Raw genomic sequence first — 15,725 nt, 5'->3', positions numbered from 1 at the left:
CCGAGAGTTGTGACTAATTAAGCCCCCTGATCGTAGCCCTCCCCGGGCTCTCTTTCCGGTTCTTCGTCGCTCTCGGCGGCTTTGAGTCGCCGCTGCCGCGCTTCCTCCTCGGCGAGCACGGCGCGAATCTCGGCCATCACCGAGTCCGTGTCCGCTTCGTGGGTGTCCAGCTCCGCCAGGCCCGTGAGCGTTTGCTCCGGGTTCAGATCGCCTTCTTCAAACAAGCCCCAGAGCTCTTCGGCATAGTGGGTATCGAGCAAATCCGGCGCAAACTGCGCGTAGTACTCGGTGACATTCCGTATATCACGGGTCAGCATGGACTGGGCGTTATTGTTGCCGGCGGCATCCACGGCCTGGGGCAGATCAATGATCACCGGGCCATCTTCGTCCACCAGAATATTGAACTCCGACAAGTCGCCGTGGATCAGACCCGCAGCGAGCATGCGCAGCACATATTGCATCATCAGCGCATGATCCTCCCGCGCCTGCTCCGCTGACATGGTCACGTCATTGAGGCGTGGCGCGACATCGCCGTCCTCATCGGTGACCAGTTCCATCAAAAGCACGCCATCAAAGCAGCCGTAGGGCTGGGGAACGCGCACCTCGGCCCGCGCGAGGCGATAGAGGGCGTCCACCTCAGCGTTCTGCCAGGTCTCCTCCTGCTGCTTGCGCCCGAATTTCGAGCCCTTTTCCATGGCGCGAGCGCGACGACTGTTCCGTACCTTGCGCCCCTCGGTGTACTGCACCGCTTTCTTGAAACTGCGCTTCACCGCATCCTTATAAATTTTGGCGCAGCGGAGCTCGCCGGCGCTCCGCACGATAAAGACGTCGGCCTCTTTGCCGCTCATCAGGGGGCTGATCACTTCGTCGATGATTCCCTCTTCCACAAGAGGTTGGAGGCGCTTGGGTGTTTTCATGAGCTAGGGTAGATCGGGTTCCTGTTGCAGCTGCTTTACCAGAGATGCGCACTCTGCCATATCACGTCCCGGACTACGATGGGGTGACTCCCAAAATCTAAAGGCTTTCGCGGGAGGACTCGTTCTTGCGCCAAGTCGAAGAGCGCTGTAACGTCGCCTTTCTTTCCTTAAACGCAAAGTTCGCTTCACCTGATGCGCGACTACTTTTTACGGCGTCTGCTGTTGATTCCGCCCACCCTGCTGGGCGTCACCATTATTGTTTTCGCGATCACGCGGCTGGTCCCGGGGGGACCTCTTGAACGCGCGATCATGGAGACCCAGCAGATGAGTCAGGCCGGCGGCGGCCAGATGGCCGGACAGGGTATGGCGATTTCTGACGAGCAGCTAGAGGCGCTCAAAGAGTATTACGGATTCGATAAACCCATCCTCCAGAGCTACGCCGAGTGGCTGGGCAAGGTCGTCACGGGAGACCTGGGATCCTCCTATCGGTACAACGAACCCGTATGGGACGTTATCAAGGAGCGGTTTCCCGTATCAGTTTATTACGGGGTGGTGACGCTGATTCTTACCTATGTGGTGTGTATCCCCCTTGGAATCCTCAAGGCCATTCGCCACCGCACCTTTGTCGACAACCTGTCCTCTCTTTTGATTTTTGTCGGCTATGCTATTCCCGGCTATGCCCTGGGTTCACTGCTCATTCTTTTCTTTGCCGTGCGTCTCGAGTGGTTTCCCATGGGGGGATTCGTCAGCTTTAACTACGGCGAACTGAGCACAATGGAAAAAGCGCTGGATTTGATTAACCACTCGCTCCTGCCCCTGATCTGTTACCTGGTGGGCAGTTTTGCCCTGGTCACCCTGCTCCTCAAAAATCATCTCATGGACAATCTCGCGGCGGACTACATCCGCACCGCCGTAGCCAAGGGCGTGTCGTTCCGAAAATCCGTTACCCGCCATGCCATGCGCAACTCCCTGATCCCCATCGCCACCACCTTCGGGCAGAACATTACGCTCCTGGTTGGCGGTTCCTTTCTTATCGAGACGATTTTTGACATCGACGGCTTTGGTCTTCTGGGCCTCAGTTCAATACTGGACAGGGACTACCCGGTGGTCATGGGGGTCGTTCTTCTCGCGAGTCTGCTTCTGCTCATCGGCAATATCATCTCCGATGTGCTCGTCGCTCTCGTCGACCCCCGGATACGTTTCAGCTGAATTATGCTGAACCTCAATCCCCAGACCCTCAAGAAGCTCCGCCGTTTTCGTCAGATAAAACGCGGGTACTACAGTTTTCTGATTCTTGCGGGCCTCATGGTTCTCCTTGCCTTTGGAGAGCTCCTGATCAACAGCCGTGCACTCGTGGTCAGTTACGAGGGCGAGCTGTACTTCCCTACCTATACGGCTTTTCATCCCGGCACCGACTTTGGTCTCGACTATGACTACGAGGTGAACTACCGCGACCTGAAGGAAAAGTTCGCGGCCGATGGCAGCGGGAACTGGCTCCTCATGCCCCTCGTGCCCTATAACGCCTTTGAAAACCATGCGCCCGGGGGCATTTTCACACCCCTGGCACCCAACGCGGCTCAGCAGCACTACCTCGGCACCGATACCACCAGCCGGGATATTCTGGCGCGTCTGTTTTACGGCACCCGGATCGCGCTGATTTTCTCCATCGGCTTCATGTTGTCGGTGTACCTCATCGGCATCGCTATCGGTTGCTCCATGGGCTACTTCGGCGGCGTCTTTGATCTCTTGTTTCAGAGACTTATCGAAATCTGGTCCAACGTTCCGTTTCTCTACATGGTGATCATCATCTTCTCCGTCATTCCCGCTGCGTTTTCGGTGCCCACGCGCATCGCAATCCTCCTGGCGGTGATGGTGCTGTTCTCCTGGACGGGTATGACCTACTACATGCGCACGGAAACCTATAAGGAAAAAGCCCGCGACTATGTTGCCGCCGCGCGGGTTATCGGCGCCTCGGACTCGCGCATCATTTTCAAACACATACTGCCCAACGTACTATCGACCCTGGTGACCTTTATGCCCTTTACCATCGTCGGCGCCGTGTCTGCGATAACCGCGCTGGATTTTTTGGGCTTTGGTCTGCCCCCGCCCACGCCGAGCCTGGGAGAACTGTTAAAGCAGGGCACGGCCAATTTACGCACGGCGCCCTGGATCGTGATTTCGGCCTTTGGCACCCTGGTGGCACTGCTGACTCTTGTCACCTTTGTGGGCGAGGCGGTGCGCGAATCCTTCGACCCTAAAACCTATTCCATCTATCGCTGAGCAACGCTAAGAGCACTGTCTATGAAACAACGACCCTCATCTAAATGGCTGCTAATGCTTGCAGCGCTTTTCCTGGCAGGCTGCGGCGGGGAAAGCGGTGGCGGTGGCGAGAGCGACGCCGCCTCCGCAACGATCGATAACACCGCAGAAGTTGAGGCAGACTACGCCGCCGAACCCGACTTCTACCGGTTTAAGACCCTCGACGATCTCCCCGCTGACCTGGTCTGGGAAAATGGTGCAGATCTGCCGGAAATTGGTTCGCCCGAGGCCAAAAAAGGTGGCACGCGATACATTGCCCTGCCGGATTTTCCGCGAACCCTGCGCACCGCCGGGCCGGATTCAAACGGCGCTTTTCGGCCCTATATTCTGGATAATGTCGTAACGCTCATCGCCCATTTGCACCCCGACGAGCGGGAGTTCTACCCGGCCCTGGCAGAGTCCTGGGCCCTGGATCCCGAGACATCGACGGTCTATGTGAAACTCGATCCAGCAGCAACCTGGTCTGACGGAGTCCCCGTCACCACGGACGACTTTTTCTTCATGTTCTGGTTCTATAAATCCGAATACATTCGTGCACCCTGGTACAACAATTGGTACGGCACGCAGTACACGAATATCACCCGCTACGACGATCGCACGTTTTCCATTACCTCGGCGTCCGCAAAGCCCGACTACGCCTCAAGGGTTCTCGAACTTCATCCGCGTCCCCGCCATCACTTCAAAGAACTCGGCGAGGACTATCTCGAGCGATATCAGTGGCGGTTTACGCCCACCACCGGCGCCTACGTCCTGCGCGACGGCGACCTCAAAAAAGGGCGATCTATCGTTCTGACCCGTAACAAGGACTGGTGGGCCAAGGACAAGAAGCACTTCCGATATCGCTACAATCCCGATCGCGTTCAGTTCAACATCATTCGGGACACCCCCAAGCGATTTGAAGCCTTCAAGCGCGGCGACATCGATCAGTTCGGCCTCGCCCTTTCGGAATACTGGTACGAAAAGCTGCCCGACTCCGATCCTGACGTGCAGGCTGGCTATATCGCAAAATCCGTGTTCTACAACGAATATCCACGTCCCCCTTACGGTCTCTGGATGAATACATCCCAGCCTCTTCTCGACGATCTCAATGTGCGCCTGGGTGTTCAGCACGCAAGCAACTGGCAACTTGTCATCGACCAGTACTTTCGGGGCGATGCCGCGCGCCTGAAAACGGCTAATGAGGGCTTTGCTGAGTTTAACGATCCCAGCATTGAGCCCCGGGAGTTCGATATCAGCAAAGCCCAGGCGTATTTCGCAGCCGCCGGTTTTACCGAGCGTGGGCCCGACGGGATTCTTGTAAACGCTGAAGGCCAGAAGCTCGCCTTTACCCTGTCCACGGGCTACGAAAACCTTGCCGACGTCATGACGATTCTCAAACAGGAGGCCCAGAAGGCAGGTCTCGAGCTTCGCATAGAAATTCTCGACAGCACCACGGGCTGGAAAAAGGTGCAGGAAAAACAGCACGAGATTCACCTCGTAGCCTTCGGCCGGTTTCTTGAGATGTACCCCCGATACTGGGAGCACTATCACTCCGACAATGCCTACGATGATGCATTCCTGGATGACGGCAGCATCAATCCGGATCGGGAATTAAAGACCCAAACCAACAACCTGGAAGCCTTCGCCGATTTTGAGATGGACGGCCTGATTGACCGCTATCGGGCCTCCCAGGACAAGGATGAGATGGTTGAGCTGTCCCACCAGATCCTGAACCTGCATCACGAGCATGCCTCGTTTTCTCCGGGGTGGTACCAGCCGTCGTTACGCCTGGGTCACTGGCGATGGATACGCTATCCCGACTATTTCAATCACAGGTACATCAGCACGATTGACGATCTGTGGGTGCACTGGATTGATACGGATCTGAAGAAAGAAGTGCTTGAGGCGCGCAAATCGGGCAAAACCTTCCCGCCTAAGATCCAAGTCTACGACCAGTGGAAGCCCTGACCGTTGGCTGATTCACCCCTATTGGAGATCGACGGGCTAATCACCGAGTTTGCCACGGACGAGGGGCTTGTCCGCGCCGTGGACGGCGTCAGCTTTTCCGTCGATCCCGGAAAGACCGTCGGCATCGTGGGAGAATCCGGCTGCGGTAAGAGCGTGACGGCCCTTTCCATTATGCGCCTCCTTCCCCAACCCATGGGGCGTATTGCCGGCGGCGAAATCCGTCTGAAAGGACAGGATCTGGCAAAACTCAGCTTTGAGGACATGGAAAAAGTCCGCGGCAATGACATTGGGATGGTGTTTCAGGAGCCCATGACCGCGCTCAATCCCGTGCATACCATCGGCCGGCAACTCACGGAGGGGATAAAACTTCATAAGGGGCTGAGCGGCCAGGACGCGCTTCAGGAAGCGATCAAGATTCTGGACAAGGTCGGCATCCCCTCGCCGGAAGTACGCATGGGGGAGTATCCCCATCAACTGTCCGGGGGCATGCGCCAGCGCGTCGTTATCGCCATCGCCCTGGCCTGCGGTCCTGCTCTGCTCATCGCCGATGAACCCACCACCGCCCTGGATGTCACCATTCAGGCCCAGATTCTTGAGTTGATAAAAGAACTGCAGGCGGATCTTGGCATGTCCGTCATGCTCATCACCCATGACCTGGGCGTTATCGCCGAAACCTGCGACGAGGTGGTGGTGATGTATGCGGGGAAGGTGGCGGAGAAAGGCACGGTGTACGATATCTTTGATCACCCCTCGCATCCCTACACCCAGGGACTCCTTCGCTCGATTCCCACCCTTGAGACCACGCCAAAATCTACCCTCAATGTCATTGAAGGCATGGTGCCGGCTCTTCGCGACCTACCACGAGGATGTCGCTTCGAGAATCGCTGCCCCAATTCAACGGAGGAGTGCCGTAAGGCTCCCCCTGTCGAGGAGACTGTAGACGGCATGCATAAAGTCAGCTGCCATCACTGGCAAGCCCTATGACAGCGCTCCTTGAAGTCGACAATCTGCATATGCATTTCCCGGTAAAGGAAGGGATTTTTATGCGCTCCCATCGCGCAAATCGCGCGGTGGACGGGGTATCCCTGCATATCAATCCCGGGGAAACCCTGGGACTGGTGGGTGAGTCGGGCTGTGGCAAATCCACCCTCGGACGCTGCCTCGTGCGCCTCTACGATCCCACCGCGGGGAGCATCCGTTTTGCGGGGCAGGACATCACCCACCTCAAGCCGCGCGCATTACGTCCCCTTCGCCAGAACATCCAGATGATTTTTCAGGATCCCATGGAGTCCCTGAACGCGCGGCACACCGTGGGCGAAATTCTTGAAGAGCCCATGATCATTCAGGGCGTCGGTGGCAACAGCAGCGAACGCAGGCAACGGGTCCGGGAGCTTCTCAATATTGTTGGCCTACCGGCACGGTCCGTGAGTCGTTACCCCTTCGAATTTTCCGGCGGGCAACGACAGCGTATCGGCATCGCCCGCGCGATCGCGCTGAATCCCCAGCTCATCATTTGCGATGAGCCCGTCTCGGCGCTGGACGTTTCTATTCAGAGTCAGATATTAAACCTGCTCATCGAGCTCCAGCGGGAATTCAATCTGGCCTACCTGTTTATTGCCCACGACCTGGCCGTGGTGAAGCACGTCTCGGATCGGGTGGCGATCATGTATCTGGGACGCATCGTAGAGACCGCCGCGTCGGAAACGCTGTACCAGAATGCCAGTCACCCCTATACAAAAAGTCTGATTTCCGCGATCCCGGTTCCGGACCCTCACCGGAGTCACGAACGCCAGGTGCTCACGGGCGATGTGCCCTCCCCCATCGCACCACCAGGCGGCTGTCATTTTCATCCGCGATGTCCCGTAGCCGAACCCCGCTGCGGGGAGCTCTACCCGGACATGCGCACGGTGGGTCAGGAACATGAGAGCGCCTGCCACCTCCTCGCCCGGGACAAGACTTAAGATGCGCGGCAGACTGCGGTAATCAGCGCGGCGTTGGGGTAAACCAGTCCTCCGCCTCGAGCTGGCGCCAGATCTTTTTGGCGACTTCACCGCCATCGCGGAGAATGTGCTGAGGGTCGTCAGCAACAAACATTCCGTCGTGCACCTGCACGCGCCCATCGGTCATGACCGTGCGCACCATACGGCCGTTGGCGTAGAGCAAATTGTTGAGGGGCTCCGGAGGTAAGGCCCCCGTGCCGTTAAGCATGCCCGACACCTCTATGGAGATGAGGTCTGCCCGGGCACCGGCTTTAATCACGCCGAGATCATCGCGGCCCAGACCTTTTGCGGGAATACGCGTCGCACCCTCCACGGCATTCCAGACCGTTGGCCGCTGGCTCTCTCGCCCGGAATCCCACTCCCCCAGCAGTTCGTGACGGGCCTGGCCGTAAAGCACCGCAAGCTTGAGATTCTCGATGTAGTCATTGGAGTGGGTATCTATGCCGATGTTCACCGCCATACCCGCGGCGAGCGCTTCGGGATAGGGCTGGGTGCCGTTCCCTGCGCCCCCACCGGAGGGGCAGTGGGCATAGACCACGCCATGCTTGTTCAAAATCGGTGGATCGATGTCCCAGTCAAGACCGCTCATATGGGCACCGAAAACCGGCCCGTCCGCGAGCATGCCAAAGCTCTCCATCCACTGGGTAGGTGTTACCCCCCAGAGCCGTTTAACCGTATCGGTCTCCCTTTGACCCTGGGACAGGTGAATATGCAGACCTGTGCCCAGCTCCCTCGCGGCCGATGCCAGCGCACGCATGGTTGCCGGCGTCTGGGTGTCGCAGGCATGAGGAGACATCATGGGAAGAATCCGACCCTCGCCCTTACCCATATGCTTTTTACAGAATGCGAGATTGGCCGCGATCTCATCTAGGGTGCCGGACTCCGCATCCATAAGCACCTGATCATTCTCACGAAACCAGATGGCAAAGAGCCGTTCTATGCCAGGGATCATTGCTCCTGGATAAGCGCGCACTCCCCAGGGCTCCGCCGAGCGCACATAACTCTCGGCCTGTCGGAGGCTCAGGCTCATTTCCAGATGCGTGGTACATCCTGAGCGCAACAGCTCCGCCAGGTTCAGCGCCGTGAGGGCGTCCATTTCGTCATCGGATAACTGTTCTACCAGTTCCAGGGGGCGGGCGTAGGAGCGGGGCCCCTCGATAATCCCCCGGGTGGGCGTAGCGCTGCAGCAGTGAGTGTGGCCGGAGATCAGCCCCGGTAAAAGCAGCTGATCGGGTAACTTGAGGCGAGGCAAGGCATCGGAGAAACGACCAGCGCGCACCTCTTCGATTACACCGCGCCGCACCAGCACCTGGCCGTCACGCAAAAGCTCCAGCTCGCCCCCCGCCTCCCGGAGGATCCAACCGGCCTCTACAACAAAGCTGTCGCCCAGTGCCTGATGATCCTGACCGCTTTTATTCGCCGTGGTGGCAGCGACACCGGGTGCTGCGCCCACCGCAAGGCTGCTCAGGGCAAGGCTTTGAATAAAGCCCCGACGGGAGAAGCCCGGGCTCGAGTCTCTCACGTCTCTCAAGCTCTGGCCTCACGGAGCATGGGTACAATCGCCGGCGACGAACCGCTCTGGATGCTGCCCATCTCTTCAAATCCGTGGCGTTTATACAAAGACATGTTCAGGGGATTTGAGGATTCAAGATAGGCGGTCATGCCCAGGGCATCGATCTTCGTCAGCGCGTGTTTCATCAGCTGAGCTCCGTAACCCCGCCCCTGGTAGGCGTGGTCCACGCCCAGCACGGCGAGATACCAATGGTCCTCCTCGGGGTGGTGCTTCTCCATACCTTCCATCAGCCCCAGGCAGTCTTCATGAATCTCCGGGCGCACCGTCGTCGCCATACTCGCCACAAGACGCTCCTCATCGGGACCCATGCCCGGCGGGTACCAGAGCGCAGCGCCCTCGAAACCCGCGGTGCGATAGGCCGTTGCTGCCCCCACGGCCCCGCCACCAAAGGCATCGTAGAACTCACCGGTGGCCGCATTGATAAAATCCGCCGCCTCGGGAAAAAACCAGCGCATCAATGGATCGGCGGAAAAGGCGCTCGCAAGGGATGCAAAGACGCGGCTGCGCTCAGCCTCGGCGACGGTGACCACGCCCTCGCGGCTCAGATCCTCAGACATCGATACTCTGCCCCAGGGCTGCATGCACGATGCCACCATCGATGGTGATGGTGTCTCCCACGACATAGTCACCGGCGCGACTGGCCAGATAGATCGCCGTGCCGGCGAGGTCCTCATCGGTACCTATGCGCCCCAGGGGAATACTCTTGCCAATCTCCTCACCGTGATCTCGCGCTGCTTTGTTCATGTCCGAAGCAAAGGCACCCGGAGCGATGGAGGTGACGATGATATTGTCCTTCACGAGACGGGCGGCCATGCGCTTGGTGAGGTAAATCAACCCGGACTTGGAGGCGTGATAGCTGTAGGTTTCCCAGGGGTTCAGACGCTGGCCATCGATGGAGGTAATGTTGATGACCTTGGCCGGAGAACCACTCGCGCCGCCGGCTTTCAACATCCCGTGAAGCGCCTGGGTCAGGAAAAAGGGTGATTTGAGATTGAGGTCCATCACCTTGTCCCAGCCTTTTTCGGGAAACTCCTCGAAGGGCTGCCCCCAGGCAGCGCCGGCATTGTTCACCAGAATATCCAGCTTCTCCTCGCGTTCACTCAGGGCCTTTGCCACAGTCTGGCAACCCTCGACGGTAGAAACATCCTGGGGCAAGGAATGACAATTGGGTCCGAGTTCCTCGGCGGTGGCGTCGCAGTCCGCAGCTTTCCGGGAACTGATGTAAACCCTCGCGCCCTGGGCGATGTAGGCCGCCGCAATGGTTTTTCCTAGGTTTCGTGACCCCCCGGTTACCAGGGCTACACGTCCTTCCAGGGAAAACAGTTTTTGCATATCCAAGTTACTTCTCCTTTATCAGCTCAGAACTTCAAGAGCTTGGCTATTGAATCGCTAGTTCAGCATTTGATGCAACATGTCGTCAATGAATGCTTCATCGGATACTCGCGAATAGCGTCGCAAGCCACTACGCCGATCACAAACCCGCGACGCGTACCGACCCGTGGTAACTTTGCGCACTAGAGAGGAGACAAGCGTGCTCAAACGCCCACAGCTCAAATCCAAAAAACGCGACACGCTCCAGCCGGGACATCGCTTCGAGGGCACCGTTCGCGATCTGAATAGTGACGGTCAGGGCGTGGTCCCTCACCCTCAGGGTCGGATTTTTTTTGTGCCGGGCGTCTGGCCGGGGGAGACCGGGGTTTTCGAGATCAGCTCGTTGAAGGGTCGCATGGGCTTTGCGCAGATAGCCACCCTCAGCGAGACCTCACAACAACGCCGGTCACCACCCTGCCCTCACCATGGCTTTGCCGGGGACAGCTGCGGCGGCTGCCCCTGGCTCTTTATGGACTATTCCGAACAGTTGATGCGCAAGGAACAGCTCGTCAAGAAAGTGCTCCAGCCCCTTGGCGAGAAGCATAGCGTGGCTGACATCTGGCCATCTCCGGCGGAGCTCGGTTACCGCAATCGGGGACAGTTCAAATCTGACGGACAGCGCCTGGGTTTTGTCGCAGGAAGCTCCAGGGAGATTGCTGAGATCCATGATTGTCTGGTGCTCAATGACAAAAACCGTCAGACCCTCAGGGACCTCCTTTCGCAGTTGCCGAACCCCGCCTGGAAACCGGACCGTGCGAGGCGCTGGACGACGCTGGATATCGACGATCACATTACCGCGTCGGAGGTCACCGTCAATCAACGCCGGCCTTTCCGCCAGGGAAACAGCGCCCAGAATCAGAGCATGCGCGCCTGGCTCAAAGCCAGAGTTCTTGAGGCGGGCCCGCCAGACCATGTCCTGGAGCTTTTCGCGGGATCGGGAAACTTCACGGAGGTTCTGGAAGAGGCCGGGTGCAAGCATATTGTCGCCGTTGACAGTTTCCTGCCCGCCATCGAGCGCCTCAAAGAACGTGACTTAACCGGTGTAACCAGCTTCGGCTGTAATCTGGATCGCGGCGATAGTGCAGCCAAACTCCAGGAACCCCTGGTCATCGCTTCGCTTCTGCTCCTGGACCCACCCCGGGACGGACTGAAAAACATTGGGGACTACCTGAAGGCCGCCCCGGCACTGCGTACGATCATTTACATCTCCTGCGATCCCGCCACCCTGGCACGCGATCTGAAGGTGGCCGTAGAACAGGGCTTCGAGCTTCAGGAGGTACAGCCCCTGGACCTGTTCCCCCAGACACCCCATGTAGAGACTCTCACCGTGCTTCGCCGATAAAGTCTCTGGGAGGCCAAGCACCAGGCGCTAGGCACTCGGCACTAAACAACGACCGCCGCAACGCTCCAGAAAACGGTCATACCCGCGAGTAGGGTCAATATGTGATTCCGCGTGCGCCAGGCGACGAGCGCCGCCGCGGACAGGCCCGCCAATTCCGGCGCTGCGATGAGCACCTCACCTTCGGCACTGGTGAGCATAGAGACAATCAGCGCCCCCATGACTGCTGGCGCCACGTACTCCAGGGCGCGCAGAGCAAGGGGCGGAAACCGTCGATCCGCCAGGGCAATGATAAAAATAGCGCGACTCAGATAGGTTCCCAGTCCAGCCAGCACAATGGCAATGAACTGTGTCATGAGCGTTGCCGCCGGCTTTCGAGAAGCAGGCCCAGGAGCACCCCGAGCATCGCTCCCAGCAATAACCCCGATCGGTTAGGTAGGTCGCTGAGAAACACCGTGCATCCGGCGGAGACCAGCGCGACGATGAGCTTCTCCGGACGGTCGACGGCCGTTACCAACAAGGCTGTAAAAAGAACCGGTGCGGCAAAAGCAATGTTCCAGCCACCGGGCACCAGGGGGCCCAGAAACAGGCCCGCGGCGGTACACAGCATCCACAAGGACCAGAAGGTGAAACCCGCGGCCAGAAAATAGGCCCTAAAAGCAGCAGGCTCCTCGTCTTTACGCAGCATAGACAGGGCAAAAACCTGATCGATGAGAACATAGGGGCCAATCCATCGAAACCACGCGGGCTGCCCCTGAAATCGCGGTGCAATGCTCACGGAGTAAAGAAGATGACGTGCCCCCACGATCAGGGCTGCGGTGACGGCCGAAGCCACGGAAGCGCCCTCACCGAGGAGACTGATCAGGGTAATCTGGGCGGCCCCGCCAAAAATCAGCGGCGATGAACTCCAGCCGAGCCACGGGGCAATACCAGACTCGCCCACCACCACGCCGAACACCAGGGCAAAGGGAATAGCGGGGATAAACAGGGGAACACTCTCAAGAGCGCCGCGCCTGACATATACAGATTGATCAGTCATGCGCGGCATCATAGACCATGTCTTTGCCGAGGTTTGTTTTTCAGGCGATATCCAACGCCATGGGAATAAACTTACAGACCAATACCTGCGCCGGTCCATAGCGCGCTGCACTGGCTTCCAGGGTCTCACTGACGGCCCTCATCACGACCTCATGACTCCCCTGAATCTGAGTACTCATGGCATTGGTGACAACTTTCAAACCTTCTCGCGCATTGAGCTCGTCTATGAGGGATTGAATAACCGGTATGTAATCGTCATTCAAAGGGTAAAGACTTAATTCTGCGGTCAGCATCGTGGATCGTTCCTTCGCCGGGGCCTGAGGTTCTTCATAAAACGGCTGTTAAAGAGTGAGCGGTTAGGTGGGTGCAAGAAAACACGCACCGCTCAGTGGGCATTGATGGCACGCTGCACGTCCGTATATACCTCCAGAAAGCCCTGATCAAATTCAGCGGCGTGCTCGTCGGCGATATCCAGTAGCTGCACCAGGTCCACGGGGCGCGTCAGGCGCCGGGCAAGGCGCCCCAATACCGCGGCCACCCCACTGCGGGTCTCATAAACACGCAGCCAGTCGGCATCGGTCCAGGCGTTTGCAACGCGGCCAAGAGCCGGTGGTAAAAGCAAGGGGTTTTCCCTGAGCACCCGATAGGTACCATCCAGAAAAGCACCCCGCGGCCAAGCGCTGAACCGCTCCCAATGGCCCACCAGATAATGGTCAAACAGCACGTCAAGGACGAGTCCCGCGTAGCGCCGCTGACCCTCGGGAAATCGCAGCTTCAGGGCACGGTAGGCCTCATGGCCGTCGGTAAGCACATCCACGCGTCGATGACGGCGAACACCATCGGCGACCCGGGGATGCAGACGGTGCCGCTCCAAGGGACCTTTTACAAGATCACCGGCAATGTTCCCAATGAGGCTATGGGCATAGGGCTCCGCAAGCAGCGCATGGGCAAGGTAATTCACGGGCGAGGCAACCCGGAATTTTGCAGGAAAGAAACTGCAAAGCTTCTAGTCAGCGCGAACTGCCCGGGCGGCTGTAAACACCACGGCAAAGGTCAGAAGCTCCACAATGACGGGCTCCACGGTGAGTGCTGCACCGTGCACCTGCCAGGCAAGGATACGCGCCGGTGCCACGAGGCCGATGAGCAGCGCGCCCGCCATGAGATAACTGGAATGACGACGGAACACGCCGTACAACATAAAACCGCCGGCGCATAAAAAAAACGCGGCACTGTCCCCCAGTTGGGTAGACAGACCCGTGCCCTGAAGGAGCGACGCGCCGAGAGCCCCGGCAATCACCGAGGGAGCGCCCAGCCAGGCCAGGCCGAAGCTCAGGTAAAGGAGGCCGAAAAGCGCGGCAATACCCAGAGCTATTTTGCCTGGTAGGGAAAGGGTCGTGGTCATGGGGGAGATCCTCATTGTTTTATAGTTCGCGGTCATGGCACCGGATGGCCTTGGTATTTAACGCAGCAAAAGCCACGACCAGGTGACGAGCGTATAGAGTACATACTCCGGTGACAACAGCACTGAAGCCATTGCAGAAGAGTCCTGTCCATGGAAACAAGCTTTAAAGAAATCGCACTCATCGATGATTTTTCCCGTGAGGAAAAGGCCAGCAATGGTCACAGCTGGCACTACGTCAGCGACACGGTCATGGGGGGCATCTCTCAAGGGAGCGCGCACCATGGGGAGAAACAGGGGACAGCCGCTCTCATGCTCAAGGGAACCGTGAGCCTTGAGAACAATGGTGGATTCATCCAGGCAGCCCTCGATCTGGCCAGCTCAGGATCGTTCCTTGATGCCACTGGCGCCACGGGCATCGCCGTGAGCCTTTGCGGTGACGGACAAGACTATGCCATCAACCTGCGAACGGCACATACCCATCGACCCTGGCAGAGTTATCGCTGCGCTCTTCAAAGTAGGGTGACCTGGAAGACCCATTATCTTCCCTTCGCCTGTTTCGAGGCCCATCGCATTGAGCAGCCCCTGGATATCAGTCATCTCAGGCGCATCGGAGTGATCGCCATCGGTCGTCCCGGCCCCGCGCGGGTGGCCCTGTCACGCCTTGCCCTCTATCGGGACGGGTCTTCAGGATAAGACGCGACCGGGTCCCGCGTCTGCCCTAGCGCAGGGTCGCTGCCGGCACGGCCTGGGATTTCGCCAGGCGTCGGCTACGCCAGTGTTCCAGTACCGCCATGGCCCCCCAGGCATAAAGCGTCACCGCCACAAAGGTCGCAAAGCGCTGAAGAAAGGCCGTCAGGGCATCCTTGCCGTTGGCGCTATCCTCCACTGCAGGCCCCAGGAGAATCAGCATGGTCACCAGGGCGTTAATCCAGAATGAGGGCGCAACACGCGTTTTAATAAAACCGTAGAGCTTTGCGGCCACATACAATGAGAAGGCCAGCATCCATAAAGAAAACATCCAGAGCGTTGGAGAGATTGAGAGCATCAGCCAGAACGCGACGGCCAATATTCCGCCAACAAAGGTTGAGCCGATAAGCTCCCTCCCGGCGTGGTGCATGTCCATGGCCGATGTCTGCTGCCCCAAAGATACAGACTTCATGATGGTCATCAGATACTGGGAAGGGTTGGTAAGCGCAAGGAGGTAGGCGGGCATCACAATCAAGGTCGCCCGCACCGCAAGCCAGTTCGATAGCGCCTCGCCCGTCGCTGCTTCGGGGGCTCCACCCGCGGCGGCCTCCTCGGGAAAGAAGGGGTAGACAATCCACTGACACATCACCGCCGCCGCGATTCCCAGGGCAAGGGCCTTGATCACCGTGGTGGCGAGAAGATAGTCCACGCTCCCTGCGACAGAGATCAGCGTAAAACCCACCGTAAGGAAGGTACCCAGGAGGCGTTTGCCATGAATCAGCGTCATGAACATGGAGAAGTACAGACCGACCGCCACAATCAACACAGCGCTCACGGGGTAGTAGCGGATCAAAGGAATCAGCAGTACGCCGACCGTCAGGGACAACACCATGATCAGCAGCAATACAAAAAGCCCCTTGAATCCCATGGGTGGCCCGGGCATGGCGCTTAAAAACACCACAAAGAGGGGAGCGAGGAACGGCAGGGGAAAGCCAAGCCCGTAGGCCAGGGCCAGCGCCAGGGTCGCGGCAAGGGCAAAGCGGATTGCGCGGCGCTCGGCGATCGTCACAATGCTGCGACCGCAGCGACGGCAGGGAAAGCGGCGAATACCAGAGAAGTCACGGGCAACGGG

At 58.5% G+C, this 15,725-nt stretch carries 17 protein-coding genes; 7 read left to right on the top strand and 10 right to left on the bottom strand.

Features of this window, described 5'->3' with window-relative positions:
• Positions 1–17 precede the first annotated feature (17 nt).
• Complete coding sequence (locus KT71_RS05320; protein WP_008292462.1) at positions 18–917, bottom strand: PA4780 family RIO1-like protein kinase; 900 nt, start codon at positions 915–917, stop codon at positions 18–20.
• A gap of 192 nt (positions 918–1,109) precedes the next feature.
• On the opposite strand from KT71_RS05320, the gene KT71_RS05315 reads away from it, so the two are divergent.
• The 5 genes from KT71_RS05315 to KT71_RS05295 are packed head-to-tail and all read left to right on the top strand — an operon-like array spanning position 1,110 to position 7,144.
• Positions 1,110–2,126 carry an ABC transporter permease gene (locus KT71_RS05315; RefSeq protein ID WP_008292463.1) on the top strand — a complete coding sequence of 339 codons (1,017 nt, stop codon included), beginning with the start codon at positions 1,110–1,112 and terminating at the stop codon, positions 2,124–2,126.
• Between the two features lie 3 nt (positions 2,127–2,129).
• Positions 2,130–3,197, top strand: a complete 1,068-nt coding sequence (locus tag KT71_RS05310) for an ABC transporter permease (protein ID WP_008292464.1) — start codon at positions 2,130–2,132, stop codon at positions 3,195–3,197.
• A gap of 21 nt (positions 3,198–3,218) precedes the next feature.
• Positions 3,219–5,183, top strand: coding sequence for an extracellular solute-binding protein (locus KT71_RS05305; protein WP_023660000.1), 1,965 nt, complete (start codon positions 3,219–3,221; stop codon positions 5,181–5,183).
• A 3-nt stretch (positions 5,184–5,186) separates the two neighbouring features.
• Positions 5,187–6,167, top strand: coding sequence for an ABC transporter ATP-binding protein (locus KT71_RS05300; protein WP_023659999.1), 981 nt, complete (start codon positions 5,187–5,189; stop codon positions 6,165–6,167).
• Positions 6,164–7,144, top strand: a complete 981-nt coding sequence (locus KT71_RS05295) for an ABC transporter ATP-binding protein (protein ID WP_008292467.1) — start codon at positions 6,164–6,166, stop codon at positions 7,142–7,144. Before KT71_RS05300 ends, KT71_RS05295 begins: the two co-directional genes overlap by 4 nt.
• Before the next feature lie 22 nt (positions 7,145–7,166).
• Here KT71_RS05295 and KT71_RS05290 read toward each other — a convergent pair whose 3' ends face one another.
• Genes KT71_RS05290 through KT71_RS05280 form a run of 3 tightly spaced genes read right to left on the bottom strand, consistent with a single transcriptional unit; the run spans position 7,167 to position 10,088 of the window.
• Entirely contained in the window at positions 7,167–8,705 is a 1,539-nt protein-coding gene (locus KT71_RS05290; protein ID WP_008292468.1) for an amidohydrolase family protein, read from the bottom strand.
• 5 nt (positions 8,706–8,710) lie between these two features.
• A complete protein-coding gene (locus tag KT71_RS05285) occupies positions 8,711–9,313 on the bottom strand; it encodes a GNAT family N-acetyltransferase (protein WP_008292469.1) in 603 nt (200 codons plus the stop codon).
• The gene (locus KT71_RS05280) at positions 9,306–10,088 is read right to left on the bottom strand and encodes an SDR family oxidoreductase (RefSeq protein ID WP_008292471.1); all 783 of its coding nucleotides are present in this window, start codon (positions 10,086–10,088) and stop codon (positions 9,306–9,308) included. The genes KT71_RS05285 and KT71_RS05280 overlap by 8 nt, the downstream gene beginning before the upstream one ends.
• Positions 10,089–10,287: 199 nt before the next feature.
• On the opposite strand from KT71_RS05280, the gene KT71_RS05275 reads away from it, so the two are divergent.
• Positions 10,288–11,469: a class I SAM-dependent RNA methyltransferase gene (locus KT71_RS05275; RefSeq protein ID WP_008292472.1), complete on the top strand. Its 1,182-nt coding sequence runs from the start codon at positions 10,288–10,290 to the stop codon at positions 11,467–11,469.
• Positions 11,470–11,510: 41 nt separating this feature from the next.
• Here the strand turns inward: KT71_RS05275 and KT71_RS05270 are convergent, their stop codons facing one another.
• The 5 genes from KT71_RS05270 to KT71_RS05250 all read right to left on the bottom strand — a co-directional run bounded on the left by KT71_RS05270 (position 11,511) and on the right by KT71_RS05250 (position 13,906).
• Positions 11,511–11,822: an AzlD domain-containing protein gene (locus KT71_RS05270; RefSeq protein WP_008292473.1), complete on the bottom strand. Its 312-nt coding sequence runs from the start codon at positions 11,820–11,822 to the stop codon at positions 11,511–11,513.
• Positions 11,819–12,505 (bottom strand): AzlC family ABC transporter permease, encoded by a 687-nt coding sequence (locus KT71_RS05265; protein ID WP_202962394.1) that lies wholly within the window; start codon positions 12,503–12,505, stop codon positions 11,819–11,821. Before KT71_RS05265 ends, KT71_RS05270 begins: the two co-directional genes overlap by 4 nt.
• 40 nt (positions 12,506–12,545) lie before the next feature.
• A complete protein-coding gene (locus tag KT71_RS05260; protein ID WP_008292475.1) occupies positions 12,546–12,797 on the bottom strand; it encodes a YkoF family thiamine/hydroxymethylpyrimidine-binding protein in 252 nt (83 codons plus the stop codon).
• Between the two features lie 92 nt (positions 12,798–12,889).
• Entirely contained in the window at positions 12,890–13,465 is a 576-nt protein-coding gene (locus tag KT71_RS05255; protein ID WP_008292476.1) for an acyl carrier protein phosphodiesterase, read from the bottom strand.
• 45 nt (positions 13,466–13,510) lie between these two features.
• Positions 13,511–13,906: a hypothetical protein gene (locus KT71_RS05250; RefSeq protein ID WP_023659996.1), complete on the bottom strand. Its 396-nt coding sequence runs from the start codon at positions 13,904–13,906 to the stop codon at positions 13,511–13,513.
• Between the two features lie 150 nt (positions 13,907–14,056).
• Between KT71_RS05250 and KT71_RS05245 the strand changes: the two genes are divergently transcribed.
• A complete protein-coding gene (locus tag KT71_RS05245; RefSeq protein WP_008292478.1) occupies positions 14,057–14,599 on the top strand; it encodes a CIA30 family protein in 543 nt (180 codons plus the stop codon).
• A gap of 25 nt (positions 14,600–14,624) precedes the next feature.
• Here the strand turns inward: KT71_RS05245 and KT71_RS05240 are convergent, their stop codons facing one another.
• Complete coding sequence (locus tag KT71_RS05240) at positions 14,625–15,662, bottom strand: DUF2955 domain-containing protein (RefSeq protein WP_008292479.1); 1,038 nt, start codon at positions 15,660–15,662, stop codon at positions 14,625–14,627.
• Positions 15,663–15,725 lie beyond the last annotated feature (63 nt).

Source organism: Congregibacter litoralis KT71, from assembly GCF_000153125.2.
Classification (GTDB): domain Bacteria; phylum Pseudomonadota; class Gammaproteobacteria; order Pseudomonadales; family Halieaceae; genus Congregibacter; species Congregibacter litoralis.
The sequence above is the reverse complement of the archived record's forward strand: the minus strand, read 5'-3'. Positions and strand labels throughout refer to the sequence as shown.

Excerpts from the sequence above, each read along its gene's own strand:
- KT71_RS05320 (WP_008292462.1), bottom strand. The coding sequence starts at position 917 with ATGAAAACACCCAAGCGCCTCCAACCTCTTGTGGAAGAGGGAATCATC.
- KT71_RS05315 (WP_008292463.1), top strand. The coding sequence starts at position 1,110 with ATGCGCGACTACTTTTTACGGCGTCTGCTGTTGATTCCGCCCACCCTG.
- KT71_RS05310 (WP_008292464.1), top strand. The coding sequence starts at position 2,130 with ATGCTGAACCTCAATCCCCAGACCCTCAAGAAGCTCCGCCGTTTTCGT.
- KT71_RS05305 (WP_023660000.1), top strand. The coding sequence starts at position 3,219 with ATGAAACAACGACCCTCATCTAAATGGCTGCTAATGCTTGCAGCGCTT.
- KT71_RS05295 (WP_008292467.1), top strand. The coding sequence starts at position 6,164 with ATGACAGCGCTCCTTGAAGTCGACAATCTGCATATGCATTTCCCGGTA.
- KT71_RS05285 (WP_008292469.1), bottom strand. The coding sequence starts at position 9,313 with ATGTCTGAGGATCTGAGCCGCGAGGGCGTGGTCACCGTCGCCGAGGCT.
- KT71_RS05280 (WP_008292471.1), bottom strand. The coding sequence starts at position 10,088 with ATGCAAAAACTGTTTTCCCTGGAAGGACGTGTAGCCCTGGTAACCGGG.
- KT71_RS05270 (WP_008292473.1), bottom strand. The coding sequence starts at position 11,822 with ATGACACAGTTCATTGCCATTGTGCTGGCTGGACTGGGAACCTATCTG.
- KT71_RS05265 (WP_202962394.1), bottom strand. The coding sequence starts at position 12,505 with ATGACTGATCAATCTGTATATGTCAGGCGCGGCGCTCTTGAGAGTGTT.
- KT71_RS05260 (WP_008292475.1), bottom strand. The coding sequence starts at position 12,797 with ATGCTGACCGCAGAATTAAGTCTTTACCCTTTGAATGACGATTACATA.
- KT71_RS05250 (WP_023659996.1), bottom strand. The coding sequence starts at position 13,906 with ATGACCACGACCCTTTCCCTACCAGGCAAAATAGCTCTGGGTATTGCC.
- KT71_RS05245 (WP_008292478.1), top strand. The coding sequence starts at position 14,057 with ATGGAAACAAGCTTTAAAGAAATCGCACTCATCGATGATTTTTCCCGT.